20 protein-coding genes are annotated in these 17,583 nt (G+C 41.3%); 4 read left to right on the top strand and 16 right to left on the bottom strand.

The window, feature by feature from the left end; genetic code table 11:
* The 3 genes from HT696_RS04100 to typA all read right to left on the bottom strand — a co-directional run bounded on the left by HT696_RS04100 (position 1) and on the right by typA (position 4,577).
* Positions 1-2,022 (bottom strand): bacteriocin-associated integral membrane family protein, encoded by a 2,022-nt coding sequence (locus HT696_RS04100; RefSeq protein ID WP_173217701.1) that lies wholly within the window; start codon positions 2,020-2,022, stop codon positions 1-3.
* 439 nt (positions 2,023-2,461) lie between these two features.
* The gene (locus tag HT696_RS04095) at positions 2,462-2,716 is read right to left on the bottom strand and encodes a DUF3165 family protein (RefSeq protein ID WP_050253188.1); all 255 of its coding nucleotides are present in this window, start codon (positions 2,714-2,716) and stop codon (positions 2,462-2,464) included.
* A gap of 19 nt (positions 2,717-2,735) precedes the next feature.
* Positions 2,736-4,577, bottom strand: coding sequence for a translational GTPase TypA (typA, locus tag HT696_RS04090; protein ID WP_000164111.1), 1,842 nt, complete (start codon positions 4,575-4,577; stop codon positions 2,736-2,738).
* Positions 4,578-4,738: 161 nt separating this feature from the next.
* Here typA and HT696_RS04085 point away from each other — a divergent pair, with 161 nt between their 5' ends.
* Positions 4,739-5,464 (top strand): pseudouridine synthase, encoded by a 726-nt coding sequence (locus HT696_RS04085; protein ID WP_101514390.1) that lies wholly within the window; start codon positions 4,739-4,741, stop codon positions 5,462-5,464.
* A 41-nt stretch (positions 5,465-5,505) separates the two neighbouring features.
* Here HT696_RS04085 and HT696_RS04080 read toward each other — a convergent pair whose 3' ends face one another.
* The 3 genes from HT696_RS04080 to HT696_RS04070 form a co-directional block, all read right to left on the bottom strand.
* Entirely contained in the window at positions 5,506-5,739 is a 234-nt protein-coding gene (locus tag HT696_RS04080) for a hypothetical protein (RefSeq protein WP_001088017.1), read from the bottom strand.
* Positions 5,740-5,825: 86 nt separating this feature from the next.
* On the bottom strand, positions 5,826-6,206 hold the full coding sequence (locus tag HT696_RS04075) for a rhodanese-like domain-containing protein (protein ID WP_000259256.1): 381 nt from the start codon (positions 6,204-6,206) through the stop codon (positions 5,826-5,828).
* A complete protein-coding gene (locus HT696_RS04070) occupies positions 6,206-6,475 on the bottom strand; it encodes a YqgQ family protein (RefSeq protein WP_033689072.1) in 270 nt (89 codons plus the stop codon). Before HT696_RS04070 ends, HT696_RS04075 begins: the two co-directional genes overlap by 1 nt.
* 62 nt (positions 6,476-6,537) lie before the next feature.
* Here HT696_RS04070 and HT696_RS04065 point away from each other — a divergent pair, with 62 nt between their 5' ends.
* The gene (locus HT696_RS04065; RefSeq protein WP_001222592.1) at positions 6,538-7,446 is read left to right on the top strand and encodes a LysR family transcriptional regulator; all 909 of its coding nucleotides are present in this window, start codon (positions 6,538-6,540) and stop codon (positions 7,444-7,446) included.
* 53 nt (positions 7,447-7,499) lie between these two features.
* Here the strand turns inward: HT696_RS04065 and HT696_RS04060 are convergent, their stop codons facing one another.
* Genes HT696_RS04060 through miaA form a run of 5 tightly spaced genes read right to left on the bottom strand, consistent with a single transcriptional unit; the run spans position 7,500 to position 11,951 of the window.
* Positions 7,500-8,255 carry an SDR family oxidoreductase gene (locus HT696_RS04060; RefSeq protein ID WP_173213807.1) on the bottom strand — a complete coding sequence of 252 codons (756 nt, stop codon included), beginning with the start codon at positions 8,253-8,255 and terminating at the stop codon, positions 7,500-7,502.
* A gap of 20 nt (positions 8,256-8,275) precedes the next feature.
* Complete coding sequence (gene rnz / locus HT696_RS04055) at positions 8,276-9,205, bottom strand: ribonuclease Z (RefSeq protein WP_173213809.1); 930 nt, start codon at positions 9,203-9,205, stop codon at positions 8,276-8,278.
* Between the two features lie 14 nt (positions 9,206-9,219).
* Entirely contained in the window at positions 9,220-9,843 is a 624-nt protein-coding gene (locus tag HT696_RS04050; protein ID WP_173283360.1) for a cystathionine beta-lyase, read from the bottom strand.
* Positions 9,836-11,074, bottom strand: coding sequence for a GTPase HflX (gene hflX, locus HT696_RS04045; RefSeq protein ID WP_173213813.1), 1,239 nt, complete (start codon positions 11,072-11,074; stop codon positions 9,836-9,838). The genes HT696_RS04050 and hflX overlap by 8 nt, the downstream gene beginning before the upstream one ends.
* Positions 11,067-11,951 (bottom strand): tRNA (adenosine(37)-N6)-dimethylallyltransferase MiaA, encoded by an 885-nt coding sequence (gene miaA / locus HT696_RS04040; RefSeq protein WP_173213816.1) that lies wholly within the window; start codon positions 11,949-11,951, stop codon positions 11,067-11,069. The genes hflX and miaA overlap by 8 nt, the downstream gene beginning before the upstream one ends.
* A 120-nt stretch (positions 11,952-12,071) precedes the next feature.
* On the opposite strand from miaA, the gene HT696_RS04035 reads away from it, so the two are divergent.
* Together HT696_RS04035 and HT696_RS10690 are read left to right on the top strand one after the other, a co-directional pair.
* Positions 12,072-12,242, top strand: coding sequence for a DUF3042 family protein (locus HT696_RS04035; RefSeq protein ID WP_173213818.1), 171 nt, complete (start codon positions 12,072-12,074; stop codon positions 12,240-12,242).
* A 59-nt stretch (positions 12,243-12,301) separates the two neighbouring features.
* On the top strand, positions 12,302-12,460 hold the full coding sequence (locus tag HT696_RS10690; protein WP_240149583.1) for a chlorohydrolase: 159 nt from the start codon (positions 12,302-12,304) through the stop codon (positions 12,458-12,460).
* Here the strand turns inward: HT696_RS10690 and HT696_RS04030 are convergent.
* The 5 genes from HT696_RS04030 to pabB form a co-directional block, all read right to left on the bottom strand.
* A complete protein-coding gene (locus tag HT696_RS04030; RefSeq protein WP_173229551.1) occupies positions 12,457-13,296 on the bottom strand; it encodes a thymidylate synthase in 840 nt (279 codons plus the stop codon). The genes HT696_RS10690 and HT696_RS04030 overlap by 4 nt on opposite strands.
* A 97-nt stretch (positions 13,297-13,393) precedes the next feature.
* Positions 13,394-14,353, bottom strand: a complete 960-nt coding sequence (locus HT696_RS04025; protein ID WP_033684051.1) for an ROK family glucokinase — start codon at positions 14,351-14,353, stop codon at positions 13,394-13,396.
* 110 nt (positions 14,354-14,463) lie between these two features.
* Positions 14,464-15,156: an excalibur calcium-binding domain-containing protein gene (locus HT696_RS04020; RefSeq protein WP_173213822.1), complete on the bottom strand. Its 693-nt coding sequence runs from the start codon at positions 15,154-15,156 to the stop codon at positions 14,464-14,466.
* Between the two features lie 49 nt (positions 15,157-15,205).
* The gene (locus tag HT696_RS04015) at positions 15,206-15,823 is read right to left on the bottom strand and encodes an alpha/beta hydrolase (protein ID WP_164226712.1); all 618 of its coding nucleotides are present in this window, start codon (positions 15,821-15,823) and stop codon (positions 15,206-15,208) included.
* On the bottom strand, positions 15,824-17,545 hold the full coding sequence (gene pabB / locus HT696_RS04010; protein WP_173213824.1) for an aminodeoxychorismate synthase component I: 1,722 nt from the start codon (positions 17,543-17,545) through the stop codon (positions 15,824-15,826).
* Between the last annotated feature and the right edge of the window lie 38 nt (positions 17,546-17,583).

The raw sequence follows: 17,583 nt of genomic DNA, 5'->3' as shown, positions 1-17,583 counted from the left end.
CTATTTTCCTTTCATAATTGTCATAGAAACACGCGATTCTTTATGAGCTTGACGGTAAAGCGTCAAAACTGCACTAGCTAGAAAGACTAATAAAGTGAGCAAGCCAATCACCAAGTCTCGACTGCTTAAAATAAAGAAACTAGCACCAAATACAAAACTGGCAAATTGGCTAACCATATACTGAGCATGTGTTTCAAAAAATCGTAAACCTGAAATTCGTTTAATCAAGATATCTCGACGGAATTGCTCGAAATATAGAAGATTGACAGAATAAAAGAGTAACAAGGAACTAGCTATCCCCACAATAGCTCCTAGGATTAAAGTTGCTGTTTCAGTTTGCACTTCATTATAACGAGTTAGATAAACACTTCTTCCTTCTTTAAGATAGGATACTTGCTCATAAATTCCAGCTTTCTTCAAGAGTTCTAGCCCACTCTCATATCCTTTGATAAAGAGTTGTTTTCCAGCATTGATAGACCAAACATATTTTGAAATGAAACTATCACCTGTAGATGTTGGAGTAAATACAACTAAAATCGGATCGGTTAAGTACTGAATGGATACTGGGCTTTCACCGTTATTATAAACAAATCGCTTTTCTCCAGTTGGAAGATAGCTAACAATCGCTCTCATTTCATACTCTAAAGGAGCACTTGCCTCCTCACTTGATTTTCCGTAATAGTTCAAACGTTCTTCAAAAACTTTCTTAAGTTCTGCTTCCTGTGAACGAAGAGATTCTGGTAATAAGAGTCCAAATTCCCCTTTTTGAAGATGAGCTAGTTTCTGTCTAGTCTCATCATTTACAGCCACATTTTCCTTGTCTAAATAACTTGGACTGACATAGAGAACATTAGCATCTGGACTATAGGTATCCAGTGTCTCTCCGTTTTCATTTTTTCCTTGAGGATTTGCAAAATGAATGAGATTATCTTTTACAAATAGAGCCTGTTCTTCTTCGATTGCTTCCTTGGCAAAGGCATACCACTTATTCTGATTTTCTGTATCATTTACTCTGTCACCTAAGCCAAAAGAAATTTGATAATAGTCTACTCTGTCATGCCATGCTTGTTTTGAAATTTCAAGTTCTTTCAATCGTTGGTAAGACGTCAAACCTGTCTTAACAGCGTAGCCCACTGTAAAGACAGCAACCAACTGACACAATAGGGTTAAAATCATCAAGCGTTTGAGGGGTAATCTTCCCTTAATAACGGGAACTAATGCTTTGTAACTCAAACTCATTAGATAAAGAAGCATTAGTAAAATTGAAATACCCAATAAAAACAACAGATAGAAACTAATCCCAAAACCATAGGTGGCTAACAAGATAGGATAAAACAAACCTTGACTAAAAAGAACGACTCCCCCACCTAGGAAGGAAAGGAGGGCTGATAGAAGGAGCCACTTAATATCAGTAGATAAAGAATGCCCCATAATGGATAAGAGAGTCTGACCAGAAAAGAGTTTTATACCTGCTGCTCTCATTTCCTTAATCCGAGTGATAATCACTAAAGCAAAGAAAGATAAGCCAAATATTGCTAAACTAATTAAAATAAGGGGATTTAGTAACATTCGAAAAGCAAGAGAATAGGGAGGTGTCTTTCGGTCAGCAATTGCTTTATAACCCAAATCTCCTAATTTATCGGCAAGCTTTTCTTTCGTCAAGGAGCCTGACAAAAGGAGATAACTATTTAGCGGATCACTACGTTCACGACTTTCTTGACTAGCTTCTTGGAATTCTTTTGGTAAAGTTCCCTGACCATAAGTTGCATAAGTAAAGTGAGTCGTCCCATCCTTACTCGGCTCTACAATTCTTCTAGCTATTAAACTCTGTTCTGAGTTTACAAAATTCTCCAATTCCTGTTCAAATACCTCACGAGTCGGTTCCTGAGCCTCTTTTTTGACACGAAGTAAGGAAACGGAATCATAGCTTGCATATAAATATTGTGGCGCACGTAAGACAATAATCCAAGCAAGGAAGAAGCTGAGAAAAAAAGTTGATAATAATATGAATAGTTTCTTCATAGTAGACTCCTTGTATAAGAGAATAACCCTATAGAAAAAGATTTTATCTTTTATAAATTCTTAGAATTATTTTCCTAGTTTAATCCATCACACCCTGAGCACCAAGACAACAATACTCTTCAAAAATCTCTTCAAACCGCGTCAACGTCGCCTTGGATTATATATGNNTTTCATTGAGTATAAATTTAATCCTTTCTTATTTTGAAATCGGTTTCTTATAACTTAAGTATATCACTTTCTATCTAATCTATCAACATATTTTACTAAGATATTATCAGTAATGAAGTTTTACAACTTCCTAAAAAATAGATGTCATTAACGAATTTTATTCCAGTTTTTCCCATTCATATTATCCAAGCAAAAGAGATGATGTTATAGTAAAAAACAATTCAAACTATTGTAAAATTCCTACCAAAAAAAGAGAGCCGAAACTCTCTTTTTATCTTCTTTTACTTTTTTTGACTGGCATGAGTGTGATGTCTCTCACACTAAAGTAAGCTAGGATTAACATGGCTATTGCTAGGAACATTTCTGTTGGTAATTGAAAAATTTTCAGAAAAGATAGAGCCAACAAAATTAAGAGTGCCACTAAAATACATACCATAGCGACGATATTGACTGTCCCTTTAATGCTTTCTGGTGTCGCAAATACATAGAGTAGGAGCAGTAAAATCCCTAGGACTAAATAGACCATCTTTCTCTCTTTCTAGCTCTTATTCAGCTGATTTTTTCTTCTTGTTAGCTTTCTCACGCTCTGCTTTGTTAAGGATTTGTTTACGCAAACGGATAGACTCAGGCGTTACTTCCATGTACTCATCGTCGTTCAAGAACTCAAGAGACTCTTCAAGTGTCAAGATACGAGGTGTCTTGATAACAGCTGTTTGGTCCTTAGTAGCTGAACGAACGTTAGTCATTTGTTTTGCCTTAGTGATGTTAACTGTCAAGTCATTTTCACGAGAGTTTTCACCGATGATCATTCCTTCATAAACCTCAGTACCTGGGTTGACAAAGATCGTACCACGTTCTTCGATAGACATGATGGAGTATGTTGTAGCCTTACCAGCATCGATAGAAACAAGGGCACCACGGTGACGACCACCAATTTCACCTGGAATCAATGGCAAGTATTGGTCAAAGGTATGGTTCATGATACCGTAACCACGAGTCATTGACAAGAACTCAGTTGAGTATCCAATCAAACCACGCGCTGGAACAAGGAAGACCAAACGAGTTTGACCATTACCAGTTGAAATCATATCCAACATTTCACCCTTACGTTCAGAAAGGCTTTGGATAACAGACCCTTGGTATTCTTCTGGAGTGTCGATTTGTACACGCTCAAATGGCTCACATTTAACACCGTCGATTTCTTTTACGATAACTTCTGGACGAGATACTTGAAGTTCATATCCCTCACGACGCATTGTTTCGATAAGGATTGACAAGTGCAATTCTCCACGTCCTGAAACAGTCCATTTATCTGGTGAATCAGTTGGGTCAACACGAAGGGAAACGTCTGTTTGCAATTCTGCCTGCAGGCGTTCTTCTACCTTACGAGAAGTTACCCATTTACCTTCTTTACCAGCAAATGGTGAGTTGTTAACCAAGAAAGTCATTTGAAGAGTTGGCTCATCGATGTGTAGGATTGGAAGAGCTTCAACTGCATCTGTCGGAGTGATAGTTTCACCGACAAAGATATCTTCCATACCAGAAACGGCAATCAAATCACCTGCTTTTGCTTCTTGGATTTCACGACGTTCCAAACCAAAGAAACCGAAGAGTTTTGTAACACGGAAGTTTTTAGTTGTGCCGTCAAGTTTAGAAAGGGTAACTTGGTCCCCAACCTTAACAGTACCACGGAAGACACGACCGATACCGATACGACCAACGAAGTCATTGTAGTCCAAAAGTGATACTTGGAACTGCAAAGGCTCATCTGAGTTATCTACTGGAGCTGGGATATGGTCGATAATCGTGTCAAAGATTGGTGCCATAGTAGCTTCCTGGTCAGCTGGATCATCTGACAATGAAGAAGTCCCGTTGATAGCTGAAGCATACACCACTGGGAAGTCAAGCTGGTCGTCATCAGCACCAAGCTCGATGAACAGTTCCAAGACTTCGTCCACTACTTCTGCTGGACGAGCTGATGGTTTGTCGATTTTGTTAACAACCACGATTGGGACAAGGTCTTGTTCCAAAGCTTTTTTCAATACGAAACGAGTCTGTGGCATTGTTCCTTCGTAGGCATCTACGACCAAAACAACACCGTCAACCATTTTCATGATACGCTCAACTTCTCCACCAAAGTCCGCGTGTCCTGGTGTGTCCATGATGTTAATACGAGTTCCGTTGTAGGCAACGGCTGTATTTTTAGCAAGGATGGTAATTCCACGCTCTTTTTCGATATCGTTTGAGTCCATAGCACGCTCTGCCAATTCAGTACGTGCATCAAGCGTTTCTGACTGTTTCAATAATTCGTCAACGAGGGTTGTTTTACCGTGGTCAACGTGGGCGATAATCGCAATGTTACGGATATCTTCTCTTAATTTTGTCATGATTTCCTCTATAATATTCAAAATTTATTTTCTAACTGAACGATTATACCATAATTTCAAGTAAATAACATAACTCAAGCAAGTGTAAATGTTTTCACTATGCTTTTCTTTTCACGTCAAGCCTTTTCAAAGCAAGCGACTTATGATAAGATAGGCACAGTATGCGTTTAGATAATTTATTAGCTCAAGAAAAAATCAGCCGAAAGGCCATGAAACAAGCCTTACTAAAAGGGGAAATTCTAGTCGATGGTTGCCCAGCCCGATCCCTAGCTCAAAATATCGATACAGGACTACAAGAACTCCTTTTTCAGGATCGAATCATTCAAGGCTATGAACACACCTATCTTATGCTTCATAAACCTGCTGGTGTCGTTACAGCCAACAAAGACAAGGAACTTCCGACCGTCATGGATCTGCTTCCATCTGACATCCAGTCTGACAAGCTCTATGCCGTTGGCCGACTGGACCGAGATACAACGGGACTCCTCCTCTTGACCGATAACGGTCCCTTGGGCTTTCAGCTCCTCCATCCCCAATATCATGTCGATAAGACTTACCAAGTCCAGGTTAATGGACTTCTAACACCTGACCATATCCAAGCCTTTCAAAAGGGAATTGTCTTTTTAGATGGTACTGTCTGTAAACCCGCAAAACTAGAGATTCTATCTGCAAGTCCCTCCCTCAGTCAAGCCTCTATCACCATTTCAGAAGGAAAATTTCATCAAATCAAGAAAATGTTCCTCTCGGTTGGTGTTAAGGTGACTAGCCTCAAGAGAATCCAATTTGGGGACTTTACATTGAACCCAGATTTAGCAGAAGGTAACTACCTCCCTTTGAACCAAAAAGAGTTACAAATCATTAAAAACTATTTAGAGATGAGTCGATAAAATAAAAAAAGCTTTAAAACTAAAGCTTTTTTGTTTTTTGCTTATCTAAAAACTACTGCGATTGTTAGAATCCAGTTAAGAACAGAAACTACAAGTCCTACGATGTTGAGAATTTTTTCTGTTTTATAGTCCAGTCCAGATTCTTTTTGGTATGAAAAAGCCAAAACCAATCCTATGATCCCCAAAATCAGACTCACTATTGGAGAAAGCAAACCAAGGACGATAGATAAGATACCTAAAATAAGTGAAGGTTTTTTCTTTTCTTGTGAATTCATATTATAAAATCTCCTTAAAATTAATATAAATGATGATACCATAAAATGCTAGCTTTATCTATCATTCGACAGATTTTTACAGAATGTTAGCTAGTCTTCACTTTCCCTTTCCAAGAATCCAAACCATAAGAAAGGATATAAATCTCAGAAAAACCTTGTTTTTTCAAGTAAAGGGCCGCATTTGTGACACGTTGCGCACGTTGGTTTTCGTAGAGAAGGACAGGTTTGTCTTTACGCAGGGCTGCAAGACTAGTCTTCAACTGACTTGAAGGAATATTACGGGCACCAAGGATATGTTTTCTGTGGAATTCTGCTGGATCACGCAAATCAATCAATTGACCTGTACGAATCAAGGCTTCAAATTCCTCATTATCCACAATTTTAGCCGCACGGCGAATACGAAGATAGTTAAAGCCCATCCACGCCAACATTGCCAGTATAAGTGCCCACAAAATCCAAGTAACCATTAGTTCTTTTCTCCATTTTTCTCAATATAATCCAATTCTACCTTGTGCTCTCTGCGAAGAACCGCTTCCGCTTCCAGATAATCCAGTTTGTCCATCAGCCCTGCATCGTAAATCCGAGAGAGTTCCAACTTCATCAGTTCAATATCATATAAGCGTTTTCCCATATAAACAATAATACCAAATCGTTTGAGGAATTGCTGCACATCATAGAATGTTTTCATAAGACTCATTCTAGCAAATTTTTGTGTTTTTTTCAAGAAGAGACTCACACAATACCTTGATTTTCCTATCTTCCTTGGCGATTCTGACGCAAGTGTGGTACAATAAAAACATGAGAATTCAACAATTACATTATATTATCAAAATCGTCGAAACTGGCTCCATGAATGAGGCAGCCAAGCAACTCTTTATCACTCAGCCGAGTCTTTCCAATGCTGTGAGAGATTTGGAAAATGAAATGGGTATTGAAATCTTTATCCGCAATCCCAAGGGCATTACCCTGACCCGTGATGGAATGGAGTTTCTCTCTTATGCCCGTCAGGTTGTCGAGCAAACTCAGCTTCTGGAGGAACGCTATAAAAATCCTGTCGCCCACCGTGAACTCTTTAGCGTTTCGTCTCAACACTATGCCTTTGTGGTCAATGCCTTTGTATCGCTACTCAAGAAAAGCGATATGGAAAAATACGAACTCTTCCTTCGTGAAACTCGTACTTGGGAAATTATCGATGACGTCAAGAACTTCCGTAGTGAGGTCGGTGTCCTATTTTTGAACAGCTACAACCGTGATGTTTTAACCAAGATGCTGGATGACAATCATCTGCTGGCTCACCATCTCTTCACAGCACAACCGCATATCTTTGTCAGCAAGACCAATCCTCTGGCAAAGAAAGACAAGGTCAAACTATCTGATTTGGAAAACTTCCCTTATCTCAGCTATGACCAAGGGACGCACAACTCCTTCTACTTTTCAGAAGAGATTCTTTCCCAAGAACACCACAAGAAATCCATCGTAGTCAGCGACCGTGCTACCCTCTTTAATCTCTTGATTGGTTTGGATGGATATACCATTGCAACAGGGATTTTGAACAGCAACCTCAACGGAGACAATATCGTTTCTATCCCACTGGATATTGATGACCCAATTGAACTGGTCTATATCCAGCATGAGAAAACCAGCCTATCTAAGATGGGCGAACGCTTTATCGACTATCTACTAGAAGAAGTCCAGTTTGATAGTTGATAAATGATAAGAACCAATATGTAGGCTAGCAACAACCTGCATATTGGTTCTTTTTACTTATAATTAAAAGTCTCCCCTGCCAACTTATCAGCTAGCTTAGGAAAGAGGGTATAAAACTTATGGGCTAGGTTCAACAACATCGGTAGATTGAGTTCTCGTTTGTTTTTTCCTATAATCTTGACAATCTTTTTAGCCACTGCATCTGACTCTAGCAGGAAGCGTTCAACCGACTTAAGATAGGTACCATCTGGGTCGGCTTGGTCAAAAAATCCTGTTCGGATTGGTCCTGGATTAACCGTCGTTACATAAACACCATAGGACATGAGTTCGAGGCGCAGAGCATTTGAAAAACCAATGGCCGCAAACTTGGTCGCTGAGTAGAGACTAGACTTGCCAGTAGCGATCAAACCTGCCATGCTAACAATATTGATGATATGGCCTTTTCGACTTTCCTTCATTCGAGCCGCAAGGCGACGAGACAGATTCATTAGGGCAAAGGTATTGACCTCGAACATCTGATGAATATCTTGGTCGGAAATCTGGTCAAATTCCTCAAAAATCCCGTAACCAGCGTTGTTAATCAAGACATCAATCTTGCCATAGCGGAGATAGAGGTCAGTTACCAGAGTTTCTAAGGCTGAATCATCGGTAATATCGATTTCAATCAATTCTGCACAGGGATGATTTCTGTAGATTTGGACTAATTTTTCCTTATTTCGACCAAGCAAGATGAGTTGGTCATTGGGCAGGAGTTTGACCATTTCTTGGGCTAGACCACCGCTAGCTCCGGTAATGAGAATAGTAGACATACTTATCCTTTCTCAAGCTTTTAGATTTCCACTTCTTCCAAGTCTTTGACCACATGGACATTTTCAAAAACACTAGCAGCGTCTTTCTTGAGTTTGCTGATATCTTTTGAGAGAAAACGGGCACTGATATGGTTGAGCAAGAGGCGTTTGGCACCTGCTTCTACCGCTACTTGTGCAGCTTGCATGTTAGTAGAGTGGCCATGGTTACGAGCAATTTTTTCATCACCCTTGCCATAAGTGGATTCATGGACAAGGACATCGGCATTAACAGCCAGACGCACACTGGCACTAGTTTTTCGGGTGTCACCAAGAATAGTGATAATCTTACCTGGACGTGGCGCTGAGATATAGTCAGCTGCCTTGATTTCAGTCCCATCTTCGAGAACAACGTTCTGACCGTTTTTGATTTTTCCAAAAAGTGGGCCAAATGGGACGCCAGCAGCCTTGAGCTTTTCAGCATCCAAGGTACCTTCTAGGTCCTTTTGCATGACACGATAGCCAACACAGAAAATAGTATGATCCAGCTCCTCTGCATACACCGTGAATTTATCGGTTTCAAGGATTTTTCCTAAAGAATCTTGGTCAAACTCATGAAAATGAATACGGTAAGGCAGGCGCGAACCGGACACACGAAGACTGGTTAAGACAAAGGACTTAATCCCTTGCGGTCCATAGATTTCCAAATCTGTCTGCTCTTCATTGGCCTGAAAGGCACGGCTAGAAAGGAAACCTGGCAGACCAAAAATGTGGTCTCCATGCAAGTGAGTGATAAAGATTTTGCTGACCTTACGTGGTCTAATTGTGGTTTCCAGAATGCGATTTTGCGTACCTTCTCCACAGTCAAAGAGCCAGACTTCGTTAATCTCGTCCAAAAGTTTCAGGGCGAGACTTGAAACGTTGCGGGCTTTAGAGGGCTGGCCAGCCCCCGTTCCTAAAAATTGAATATCCATTCGATACTTCCTAATTAATCAATATATAACATGGCTGTGCGGTTTTCCGATCGGAAATAGCGCTTGCCAGAAAAAGCAGTAGCTTCTTGTAATAGCTCCTCTTGGCTGTATCCTTTAAGACGCTTGCGACCATCAGCCAAGCTTTCCAAATCAGTCAAAGCTGTTAGACTCTCCATGCTAACAACTTCCTCATCTCCAACAGCCTTCATGTAAATCTTGCCAGACTCCTCAAAGACCAGTTGATGGGGGAAAATTTGCGCAATTTCAAAAAGCAAGTCATCTGAGATTACCTTTTCATTTTCAGAGAAAATCCGACCCAGACCCTCACTCTCATAGCAAAAACCAAAGGATTTACCAGACAGGTTAAGGCGAATAAAAGGTTTGTTTTCAAGAGTGAAACTAGGTTCAGCATTGTAGAGATTCAGTTCCTGACTGACTTCTGCAAAATAATTCATCGCAGTCTCAGGACTCTTTTTCTGGTATAGCTCTGCAAAGTAGGCATTGACCACACTTGGCGGAGGTGTGATAAGTGTCAACTGCTCCTGCTCTGTCTTGCCAGCTAGAAGCTGATCCAGATAGACCTTGTCCAGATTTGTATAGCCCCCATATTTTAGAGCCAACGTTTTAATATCAGTCATAAAATTCCTCTAACCTCCATTTATTTTTCTCAGAAATGTAGCCTGTAATCACTTCTCCATCATCTTGGTAGTCACGATCTTCAAGAATCGCAACACTTTCTAAATCATGAATCTTGTAGGACTTTGAAAAAGGCACTCGCAGGGTAAAGGGTTCGAAAATATCCTTGATTTTCTCTAAAAACAAAGCCTGCAAATTCTCACGACTATCCTCAGACTTGGCAGAAATGAGGGCATAAGGCGTTTGGGTAGGCGTGAAATCTTCCACCAAATCCGCTTTATTATAGAGGGTCAGGCGAGGAATATCTTCCATATCTAAGTCTTTCATAATAGACAGAACCGTTTTTTCATGCTCCTCATGGTAAGGATTGCTGGCATCGATAACATGAACCAGAAGGTCCACATGCTTGCTTTCTTCCAAGGTCGACTTAAAACTGGACACCAACTCTGTCGGCAAATCTTGGATAAAGCCCACGGTATCTGTCAAAGTTACTTGAAGATTGCCCCCCAGATGGATACTCTTAGTCGTCGCGTCCAGAGTCGCAAAGAGCTCGTCAGCCTCATACTGGGTTTTACTGGTCAAGGTGTTCATAATAGTTGACTTCCCAGCATTGGTGTAACCAATCAAACCAATCTTAAAGGTGCTGGACTCCAGACGTTTTTCTCTGATTGTGGCCCGATTTTTCTCAACCACCTTGAGTTGGCGCTCGATATCCGTGATTTGATTGCGAACACTACGACGGTTCAACTCCAGCTGGCTTTCACCAGGACCACGGGAACCAATTCCCCCTGCCTGACGGCTGAGCATAATTCCCTGACCAACCAAGCGAGGCAAGAGGTATTTGAGCTGGGCTAGGTGAACTTGGAGCTTCCCTTCATGGCTTCGAGCTCGCATGGCAAAGATATCCAAAATCAACTGCATACGGTCAATGACCTTAACACCCAGAACTTCTTCTAGATTGACATTTTGCCTTGGGGTCAGACGGTTGTTGACGATGACAGTGGTGATTTCTTCTGCATCCACCATGAGGGCAATTTCTTCCAACTTACCAGAGCCGACGAAGGTCTTAGAATCATACTTTTCACGTTTTTGTCTGTAGCTATCTACAACGACTGCCCCAGCTGTCTTAGCTAGACTGGCCAATTCTTCCATAGAGAGATCAAAATTGTCCATGCCCTGCAATTCTACACCAATGAGCAGGACCCGTTCCTCTTTTTTCTCCGTTTCAATCATCTAAAAACTCCTCTATCTGGCTTAAAATTCGGTCTTGCACACCAGCTTCTCCAATCTGATAAAAGGTGACCTGCATGCGATTACGGAACCAGGTCAACTGACGCTTGGCAAAACGACGGGTCGCCTGTTTGAGGCTCTCACTAGCTTCCTCCAAACTCTGCTCTCCACGGAAATAAGGAAAGAGTTCCTTGTAACCAATTCCTTTAGCAGCCTGCACATCAGGGTAATGGTCAAAAAGCCACTTGGCCTCATCCAAAAGCCCAGCCTCAAACATCAAATCCACTCGATGATTGATTCGTTCATATAATTGACTGCGCTCATCATCCAAGCAGATAATCAGCGGTTCATATAGACTCTCTTGATTTTCCAAATCCTGACCAAAATGAGCAATTTCCAAGGCACGCATAGCACGACGACGATTAAACTGGGGAATCTCAAGACCTGCTTGCGCCACCAGATGAGCTAATTCCTCATCTGTATAAGGCTCCAAACTAGCCCGATAGGTCAAAATCTCTTCATGGGGAGTCTCCCCACCCAGGTGATAACCTTCTAGCAAACTCTGGATATAAAGTCCTGTTCCACCAGCGATAATAGCAAGCTTGCCACGGCTGTGAATATCCTCAATAGCCATCTTAGCTTCTGAAACAAAATCAAAAGCCGAGTAAGACTCGGTTACCTCTCTAACATCGATTAAATGATGAGGAACAGTTGCCTGCTCTTCTAGACTAGCCTTAGCCGTTCCAATATCCAGACCTCGATAGACTTGCTGGCTATCTCCACTAACCACTTCGCCATTAAAACGCTTGGCCACTTCAATGGCTAGAGCCGTCTTTCCAACTGCAGTCGGTCCAACAATCACAATTATTTTTGTTTTCATCTTTTTTCCTTGAAAAATTCCCATTTTTTCGTTACTATTATTATAACACAAAAAGGTCAGTCAGAAAAATGTGACCTCTTGAGGAGGCTGGCTGATTAAGAAGATAAAGGAGGAAGACTCATGACTAAAGGATTCGCTAAAGGTCTTGTAACAGGTGTCGCAGGAACTGTCGCTGCCGTTGCAGGTGCAGTATACGCATTTAAAAAGAAAGTAATCGAACCAGAAGAGCAAAAAGCAGCTTTCATCGAAGAAAACCGTAAAAAAGCAGCTCGACGTCGCGTATCACGTTAAGAAACAAAAGAAGTTGGGAGTTATTTTCTCAACTTCTTTTTTCTATTCTTTTATACTCAATGAAAATCAAAGAGCAAACTAGGAAACTGGCCGCAGGTTGCTCAAAACACCGTTTTGAGGTTGTAGATAAGACTGACGTAGTAAGCTCAAAACACTGTTTTGAGGTTGTTGATGAAGCGACGCTGACGTGGTTTGAAGAGATTTTCGAAGAGTATTAAATAGCTAGATCAAACTTCAACTGTGGCTTGACAGGGTCATAATCCACCAACTCAAAATCTTCTGCTTTGATATCAAAGAAATTGGTCCCATCTGGAACATTCAAGACCAAACGTGGTTGGCAGTTTGACGGCTCACGACGAAGCAATTCCTGAGCTTGTTCAAATTGATTGTCATAGATATGGAGGTTGTTGATAAAATAGAAGAACTTCCCAACCTTCCAGCCAAAATGCTTGGCAATCATCATTTGAAGAGCCACGTACTGCATAGCGTTGATGTGGTGGGCCACCAGCATGTCATTCGAACGCTGGGTCAAGGTCGCATCCAGATAGATTTCCCCATCAACACGACGGACATCAAACATGGTCTGAAAAGCGCATGGGAGCAGCCCATCTGTTTCTTCGAAAGCTTGGTAATCCCAGAGGGAGATGATATTGCGGCGGTTCCAAGGATTGGCTTCCAACTGTTTAAGAAGCTTATTGATAATGTCGTGTTTCTTAACAACGGCACCATAGCGCTCACCGATGGTTCCTGTATTTCCCACTTCCCAATCATTCCAGTAGTGAACATTGTATTTGCTATTCAGCACTTCTAGGCTATTGGACTGGTCTTGGTAGATCCAGAGAACTTCTTTGATGGCGGATTTGATGGCAATGGGACGCAAGGTTGTGATAGGAAATTCTCCTTTTGCCAAGTCATACTCAGCAAATGCACCCGTTACATATTTAGAGTTGGCAACAGTCCCATCCTTGTACTTGGGACGGGCCTGCTCAGAAAAGACACCGTCTTTGAGGATTCGTTCAATATTCTCTTTAAAAATCGTATCTGCTTTTGTCATTTACTCTCACCTCATTTATTGTCCTAACTAGTATAGCATAAAAAAAGAAAGGAGGAAAATCACTCGCTTTTAGAAAGCAATTTTCTCCTTCTTTATCTTATTGCAATACAAGTGATGCTGCTCCGATAACTCCAGCGTCATTTCCTAGAGTTGCAAGAGCTAATTTAGTAGATGTGCGTACTTGTGGGAAACTATTTTCATCGTAGACTTTTTGAACACCTTGTAGAAGGAATTCTCCCGCAGCTGATACACCACCACCGATAACGATTGTTGATGGGTTTAGGATTGAACCAATGTTAGCACAAGCGATTCCCAAGTAACGTGAGAAGTTACGGTAAACGATTAAAGCAAGGTCGTCTCCTTCTTTTGCAAGGTCAAAGACAGTCTTAGCAGTTACTTCTTCTCCGTTATCAATCAAGCGTTTCAAAGCTGCATCGCCTTCGTATTCATCCGCATAGCGACGAGTCAAGTTGACAATCCCTGTTGCTGAAGCAACTGTCTCAAGGCAACCTTTCTTACCGCAAGTACATGCAATTGGTTGGTCAAAGTCAACAGTGATGTGGCCAAGCTCACCTGCTGCACCAGCAACACCGTGAAGCAATTTGCCTTCTGCAACGATACCGCCACCAACACCAGTACCGAGTGTCATAAAGACAACATCTGGTTGGTTATCACCAGCACCCATCCAGCGCTCACCAAGAGCTGCCACGTTGGCATCATTATCGATGAAAAATGGAATGCCCAAGGCTTTTTCAATCTTTTCTTTGATTGGTTGAAGGGTTTTCCAGTTGAGGTTGTAGGCACCGATAACAGTCCCTTTTTCACGGTCAACCACACCTGGTGATCCCATTCCGATACCTTGGAAGTCTGCTGCTGCCAATCCAAGCAAATCCAAACGATGTTGAATAGACTCAATCATATCATCAACGATATGACTTCCCTCATCCAAAATGTTAGTCTTGATAGACCATTTTTCTTGGATTTCTCCTGCTGTTGTTAAGATTGCAAATTTGATAGAAGTTCCACCAAGGTCAATCCCAATAATCTTTTGACTCATCATATTCTCCTTTTTCATTATGAATTAATTGAAAATGCTTACAGTACTAGTATAACAAAATTCACTCATTTATGCAAAGGTTTGCATTAACTTTCTAAATTTTATCTAATTTATGGTTTCCAGAGACCTGAGGCATCTACATAGTAGCGGCCTCCATCAACTCGCTCATTCTTAGCCATTTTGCCATCTGATTTCAAATAGTAGTTTCCTTGCCATGCATTGCGAGCGTATGAACCATCTGATTTCAAGTAATACCAGGCTTGATAAGAAGAGTCATAAACCCACTCACCTTGTGCCATTTTACCGTTTGACTTCAGGTAGTAAGCTCCTTGCCATGCATTGCGAGCATATGAACCATCTGATTTCAAATAATACCAAGCTTGATAAGAAGAGTCATAAATCCATTCACTCTGTGCCATTTTACCATCTGATTTCAGGTAATAGCTTCCCTGCCATGCATTTTTCACTGGATTGCCATTTCCATCAAAGTAGTACCAAGCACCATCCTGCTTAACCCAGCCACTTGTTGTTGCTGAACTTGTATCAGTTTGGGTTGTAGTCTCTTGTTTTGCTTTAAAGGCACCCTTAGGGGCATTTTTCAATTCACAAGCCACACCATCATGATCGCGGTCTAACCTGGCAGAATACCCAGGTTCTCCCTTGTGAATATCTGCGTATCCATTCGCCCAAGCTTCTTTACAACTAGAAAAATGAATATTTTCCTCTGCTAAAACTGGTTGTGAAAATAAGGCTAAAACTGACAACGTCGCCAAACTCATTTTAAAAAATAGACGTTTGTTCATTACTTTCTCCTATAGGAATGTTATCGATTTCAATATTATTTTATCAAACTTATTTCAGCAATTCAAGGAAACTTCTGGTATTTTCTACAAACTCCTTTGGTTTTTCCTTATTCAAGACATGAGAGCCGTCTGGGATAATCTGAAATTGGGATTCTGATATTAGTTTATGAAGACTTCTCATAGAACTAAGATTCGGTTTATCTTTGCTGCCACAAATTAGTAAGGTTGGATAGGGGCAAATCCCTGCTATATCCGTTAAATCAAGTGTCTTCAATTCTTTGGAAATACCTATTATAAAAGTCTTGTCTGCCCCCTGTTTTTCAAATAGTCTTTTGGGAAGTAGTTTAAAAATCAGCAACTGAAGATAAAATAGGATATTCCCTGCTAATTTAAGCGGGCATCCTGATAAAACCAAAGCTCGAAGATTTGGTAAATCGTAACTGGAAAGTTCTAGTGCCAGGGCAGCACCTAAGGACAATCCAATCAAAACAAAAGGTTCTATCTCTTGAGCTAGTTGCTGATAAACTCGCTCCTTGGCTTTTTGATAGCTGCCAACTCCAGAAGGAAATAACTCGATAGCCTCAGAAGAATAATCTGTCAGTAGATTCCGAACTTCTTTCCAACTCTCTCCGGACTGCCCTAACCCATGCAAAAATATCAGTTTCATCTAATTCTCCTCAAGTCTTAGTTCATACAAGCCTCTCACTGCATTACAGCCATATATAGCCTCAACTTGGGCTAAGTCTGTCAAGGTCAAGACTTTCTCTTCTACTTGTCCTGTTTCTAGTAAATACTGACGGTAAATTCCTGGCAAGATACCAAGTCTGATAGGCGGTGTGTAGAGTTTTCCAGCGATTTTCAGAACCAAATTTCCAATAGAGGTTTCAAGTAGCTCTCCTGACTTATTGTGGTATATCTTCTCTTGTTCCCCTAGGCTCAAATGCGGTCGGTGGCTTGTTTTAAAATAGGTAAATGCTTGTTGCAAATTGGCTTCCTGCAGGCAGAGTTGGGCATGGCAGAAGGTTGGACTGAGAGGTTCCAATACTTGACGATCGACTTCTATCTCTCCAGACTTGCTAAGGCTAATTCGCAAGCGGTAGTCTTGATCAATGTCACAATCCTGACACTCTTCCTCTATCTTTTGTTTCAAGTTTTCTGAATCAAATGGAAAGGCAAAATACCGACTAGCTTTTCTCAGTCTTTCCAGATGTTGTTCTTCAAACAGCAGTTGTTTTTGGCTGATTTTTCCAGTTGTAATTATTTGGAAAAGAGCTTGTTTCCGATAAAGCACAGCAGCCTTTTGATGAACCTCACGATATTCAGATTCCCAAGTGCTATCCCATGTAATACCTCCGCCAACTCCATAGATGGCTTGACCTTTGTGAAGTTGAATAGTACGGATAGCAACATTAAAAATCCGTCGTCCATTTGGAAGCAAGAGACCAATCGTTCCACAGTAGACTCCGCGCGGTTGTGGCTCCAAGTCCTTGATAATCTCCATAGTCGCAATTTTCGGTGCGCCCGTTATGGATCCACAAGGAAAGAGAGAGCGAAAAATTTCAACAAGGTCCACATCCTCTCGCAATTGACTCTTGATGGTCGAAGTCATCTGCCAAACCGTTGAATACTGTTCTACTTGGCAAAGACGCTCCACGTGCTCACTCCCCACCTCAGAAATACGATTCATATCGTTGCGCAAGAGGTCCACAATCATCATGTTTTCAGAGCGATTTTTGGGATCCTGCTCCAGCCAACTAGCCTGTTCAAGATCTTCTTGGTCAGTTACCCCACGCTGAGTCGTTCCCTTCATTGGGCGCGTTGTCAACTCGCGGTCATTCTGCTCAAAAAAGAGCTCTGGACTCATGGAAATCACTGCCATCTCGTCATGTTCCACATAGGCATTGTAGCCCGCCTCCTGCTCTACCACCATACGATTGTAGATAGCAAAAGGATTGGCAGACAACTCCTGCTTGAGTTGGACAGTGTAGTTGACCTGATAGGTGTCTCCCTGCCGCAAATGATAGTGAATCTGGGCAATCGCCTTTTCATAGTCTGTTGCAGACGTTACTTCCTGCCAATTTGAAGGCAAATCAACCTCATCATAAATCAGAGGAATAGGGGATGTTTCTACCCTATCATGAACGGTAAAATATAGCAGATACTCTGCCAGTAAAGGAGCTTTATGAACTGCTAATTTCTCCTCAAAAGCAGGTGCAGCCTCATAGCTGACATAACCCACCACATAGTAGCCCTGCTCTTGGTAGCTTTCCACTTGTGCCAGCAAGGCTGTTACTTCCGCTAAATCTCTCGTTTTTAACTCTTTGATAGGCTGGGTAAAGATGTATCTCTCCCCCAAAGCCCTAAAATCAATCACTGTTTTTCTATGCATAGCTTAAGTATAGCATAAAAAGGCAGATACAGACAAAG

The organism is Streptococcus sp. 9903, assembly GCF_013276625.1.
In the GTDB taxonomy this organism is placed as follows: Bacteria; Bacillota; Bacilli; order Lactobacillales; family Streptococcaceae; genus Streptococcus.
This window is presented reverse-complemented; position numbering and strand designations above follow the sequence as displayed.

Coding starts and splice junctions, on each gene's coding strand:
- HT696_RS04080 (WP_001088017.1), bottom strand. CDS start 5,739: ATGAATTCACAAGAAAAGAAAAAACCTTCACTTATTTTAGGTATCTTA.
- HT696_RS04025 (WP_033684051.1), bottom strand. CDS start 14,353: ATGAGTCAAAAGATTATTGGGATTGACCTTGGTGGAACTTCTATCAAA.
- HT696_RS04015 (WP_164226712.1), bottom strand. CDS start 15,823: ATGAAACTGATATTTTTGCATGGGTTAGGGCAGTCCGGAGAGAGTTGG.
- HT696_RS04100 (WP_173217701.1), bottom strand. CDS start 2,022: ATGAAGAAACTATTCATATTATTATCAACTTTTTTTCTCAGCTTCTTC.
- HT696_RS10690 (WP_240149583.1), top strand. CDS start 12,302: ATGAAAATCAAAGAGCAAACTAGGAAACTGGCCGCAGGTTGCTCAAAA.
- pabB (WP_173213824.1), bottom strand. CDS start 17,545: ATGCATAGAAAAACAGTGATTGATTTTAGGGCTTTGGGGGAGAGATAC.
- HT696_RS04050 (WP_173283360.1), bottom strand. CDS start 9,843: ATGACTGATATTAAAACGTTGGCTCTAAAATATGGGGGCTATACAAAT.
- HT696_RS04095 (WP_050253188.1), bottom strand. CDS start 2,716: ATGGTCTATTTAGTCCTAGGGATTTTACTGCTCCTACTCTATGTATTT.
- HT696_RS04030 (WP_173229551.1), bottom strand. CDS start 13,296: ATGACAAAAGCAGATACGATTTTTAAAGAGAATATTGAACGAATCCTC.
- HT696_RS04075 (WP_000259256.1), bottom strand. CDS start 6,206: ATGGTTACTTGGATTTTGTGGGCACTTATACTGGCAATGTTGGCGTGG.
- hflX (WP_173213813.1), bottom strand. CDS start 11,074: ATGATTGAAACGGAGAAAAAAGAGGAACGGGTCCTGCTCATTGGTGTA.
- HT696_RS04035 (WP_173213818.1), top strand. CDS start 12,072: ATGACTAAAGGATTCGCTAAAGGTCTTGTAACAGGTGTCGCAGGAACT.
- rnz (WP_173213809.1), bottom strand. CDS start 9,205: ATGGATATTCAATTTTTAGGAACGGGGGCTGGCCAGCCCTCTAAAGCC.
- miaA (WP_173213816.1), bottom strand. CDS start 11,951: ATGAAAACAAAAATAATTGTGATTGTTGGACCGACTGCAGTTGGAAAG.
- HT696_RS04065 (WP_001222592.1), top strand. CDS start 6,538: ATGAGAATTCAACAATTACATTATATTATCAAAATCGTCGAAACTGGC.
- HT696_RS04085 (WP_101514390.1), top strand. CDS start 4,739: ATGCGTTTAGATAATTTATTAGCTCAAGAAAAAATCAGCCGAAAGGCC.
- HT696_RS04020 (WP_173213822.1), bottom strand. CDS start 15,156: ATGAACAAACGTCTATTTTTTAAAATGAGTTTGGCGACGTTGTCAGTT.
- HT696_RS04060 (WP_173213807.1), bottom strand. CDS start 8,255: ATGTCTACTATTCTCATTACCGGAGCTAGCGGTGGTCTAGCCCAAGAA.
- typA (WP_000164111.1), bottom strand. CDS start 4,577: ATGACAAAATTAAGAGAAGATATCCGTAACATTGCGATTATCGCCCAC.